Below are 2778 nucleotides of genomic sequence, written 5' to 3' on the forward strand. Positions count from 1 at the left end.
GCGGGCGCCCCGGGCACGGCGCACCCTCTCCGCGTGGACGGGGCGTCGGCCGCTCGGGGGGGCGAATCAGACTAGCGGGCCCCGCGCCGGTCGTGGGGGGGCGCGCCCGCCGAGGCCGACGGCCAGGCTCGTGACCAGGAACGGGACGGGGCGGCCGGGCGCGCGGCGCAGGCCCCCGCGGCCCGGACGGCGACGCTCACCGTGGACTCCGAAGAAACCACCCCGGACCTGAAAAACTCCCCGAACGCCGACATATCTCAGAATCGCGACAAGGACCCCGCAGAGGGCCCTGTGGAGAGTGCCGGGGAGAGCCCCGCGGAGAGCGCGGTGCCCGCCGCGACCGCGGAATCCCCCGTCGCCGGGCCGGGCGCTCCGGCCACCGAAAAGGGCACGTCCCCCGATAACGACCGCCCCGGGCGGGACGATCCGGACGGCTCCGGAAGCGCTGGTGTGAGCGGCTCCCCGGCCGGAGATACCAAGACCATGCCGGCTGCGTCGTCGAGGCAAGGAGGCCCGCCGGGGCGCGGCCCCGGCGGCGGTTCGGGCGGCGGCGGTGGCGGCAAGGGACCGAAGAAGCCGCGCAGCCGCCGCGTCCGGTACCTGCGGCGCATCCTGTTCACGCTGCTCGGCATCCTCGGGTTCCTCGTCGCGGCGTTCGCGATCGCCTACATCTTCACGCCGGTCCCCTCGCCGCAGCAGCAGGCGCTCGCGCAGGGGCCCGCGTTCTACTACTCCGACGGCAAGACCCTGATCGCCAAGACCGGCATGAACCGGGACGCGGTGAAGTTCGACCAGATCCCGAAGAGCACCCGGGACGCGGTCATCGCGGCCGAGAACCGCAGCTTCTACCAGGACCCGGGCGTGTCGATCCAGGGCACCGCGCGGGCGTTCTGGTCCACCGCGACCGGCGAGCAGCTGCAGGGCGGCTCCACCATCACCCAGCAGATGGTCCGCAACTACTACGGCGGCATCGGCAAGGAGCGCTCGGTCACCCGCAAGCTCAAGGAGATCATGGTCTCCCTGAAGGTGGGCCGGGAGAAGTCCAAGGACTGGATCCTCGAGCAGTACCTCAACACCATCTACTTCGGCCGCGACGCCTACGGCGTGCAGGCCGCCGCGCACGCCTACTACAACAAGGACGTCAAGGACCTCACGCCCGCCGAGTCGGCGTACCTGGCGGCCGCGATCCAGCAGCCGAGCAACTTCGCCGACCCGACCGGCCAGCACCGCGTCTACGCCGAGCAGCGCTGGCACGCCGTGGTGAACAACATGGTCCGGGACGGGGCGCTGTCCCCCGCCGACGCCGCGTCGATGACGTTCCCGGCGCCCGGCAAGGAGAAGATCACCGACGTCCTCAAGGGCCAGAAGGGCTACATGGTCAACCTGGCCAAGAAGGAGCTGGAGGAGCGGCGCGGCTACACCGAGGACGAGATCAACCGCAGCGGCCTGAAGATCACCACGACGTTCGACAAGCGGCTGATGGACGCGGCGAAGCAGGCCGTGGAGAACAACGTCCCGGCCGGGACGAGCAAGAAGATCCGGACCGGGCTGGTGTCGGTCGACCCGAACACCGGGCAGGTGCTGGCCTTCTACGGCGGCCGCGACTACCTGACGGAGGCGGCGAGCAGCGCGTTCTACGACACCGCGCAGGCCGGGTCGGGCTTCAAGCCGATCGCGCTGGCCGCCGCGCTGGAGGACGGCAAGAGCCTGTCCGACACCTATGACGGCAGCTCCCCGCAGTACTTCGGCGGCCACTCCATCAAGAACGACAGCGGCGAGAGCTTCGGGAACATCAACCTCGTCACCGCGACCGAGCACTCGGTCAACACCGCCTACGTCAACCTCGGCCAGGACATCGGCAACGACAAGATCGCCGCGATGGCCGAGAAGCTCGGCATCTCGGCGTCGCAGATGACGCCGGACCAGCGCGCCGCGGCCTCGTTCCCGCTCGGCATCGTGTCGCTGCACCCGGTGCAGCAGGCCGGGGTGTACGCGACGTTCGCCGACGAGGGCGTGTACCGGCAGCCGTACGTGGTGAAGTCGGTGACCGACAACGAGGGCCAGGCCCGCAAGTTCTCCGAGAAGGGCGAGCGGGCGTTCGGCACGCAGGTCGCGCGGGACGCCACGTACGCGATGCAGCAGGTCGTCCAGGGCGGCACCGGCACCGGCGCGCAGCTGCCCGACGGCCGCGACGTCGCCGGCAAGACCGGCACCACCGACGAGGGCCGGGCGATCTGGTTCAACGGGTTCGTCCCGCAGATGGCGACGAGCGTGGCGATGTTCCGCGAGGACAACAAGGCGCTGAACATCCCCGGGTACGGCTCCTACGGCGGGCAGCTGCCCACCCAGATCTGGCGCTCGTACATGACCGACGCGGTCGACATCAAGGGCTACGACCCGAAGACGTTCGGGTCGCCGTCGGAGACGCCGGGCAGCGGCTGGGGCGTCCCGTCGCCGGGCGGCGGCGCGCCGAGCACCGAGGGGCCGCGCACCGACGGCCCGACGCACCGTCCCTCCGGCGGGACGGGCGGGCCGCGCCAGCCGAAGCCGCCCACGGACCTGCCGACCATCATCCCGACGCTGCCCGGCGGCGGTGACGGCGGCGGGAACGGCGGTGGAGGCACCGACGGCGGCGGCAACGGCGGCGGTGGCACCGACGGCGGTGGAGGCACCGACGGCGGCGGCGGTACCGGCGACGGCACCGGCGGCCAGATGTTCAACTGAGCGCGAAGGGGCCCGGCGGTCGCACCGCCGGGCCCCGTCGCGTCCTGCCCGTGC

Annotated in this window: 1 protein-coding gene; it reads left to right on the plus strand. The window is 72.0% G+C overall.

The genetic code is table 11. The features are described from left to right. The first annotated feature begins 483 nt into the window (after nt 1-483). Nucleotides 484-2724: a transglycosylase domain-containing protein gene (locus ABZ914_RS16995; protein WP_500193846.1), complete on the plus strand. Its 2241-nt coding sequence runs from the start codon at nt 484-486 to the stop codon at nt 2722-2724. Nucleotides 2725-2778: the final 54 nt, after the last annotated feature.

The sequence above is a fragment of the Spirillospora sp. NPDC046719 genome (assembly GCF_040645715.1).
In the GTDB taxonomy this organism is placed as follows: Bacteria; Actinomycetota; Actinomycetes; order Streptosporangiales; family Streptosporangiaceae; genus Spirillospora.

Bases quoted from the DNA above. Each gene is read 5' to 3' on its own strand.
- ABZ914_RS16995 (WP_500193846.1), top strand. From the start codon at position 484: ATGCCGGCTGCGTCGTCGAGGCAAGGAGGCCCGCCGGGGCGCGGCCCC.